Source organism: Peribacillus sp. SIMBA_075 (assembly GCF_046534585.1).
In genome coordinates this window covers 1-241 of record NZ_JAWRYN010001466.1, presented here as the reverse complement: position 1 = coordinate 241, position 241 = coordinate 1, and the positions used below count along the sequence as shown (strand labels likewise).

Here is a 241-nt window from a genome sequence, read left to right as displayed (position 1 = left end):
AGATTCATTCATGTTTTTTTGCAAAAATTCCCGCAGATGCTGCTCCGGCACATCGCCTTCCAGCTTGTCTTTGACTTGCCCCTTCTCCACGATAAAAATAGTAGGTGTAGCCTCCGCTCCCAAATTCAGCGCCTCACCCAGCTCCTGCTTTTTGTTAATATCCAATCGATCGATGATATTTGTGGGGTACTCCTGCATGACCTTCTCAAAAGTCGGTCCAAAGCTCGTGCAATATCCACAA

Annotated in this window: 1 protein-coding gene; it reads right to left on the bottom strand. The window is 46.5% G+C overall.

The annotated features are described in order from the left end of the window. Window positions 1–241: thioredoxin family protein (locus SB775_RS33260; RefSeq protein ID WP_410865563.1), on the bottom strand; the 241-nt coding region annotated here is incomplete at both ends.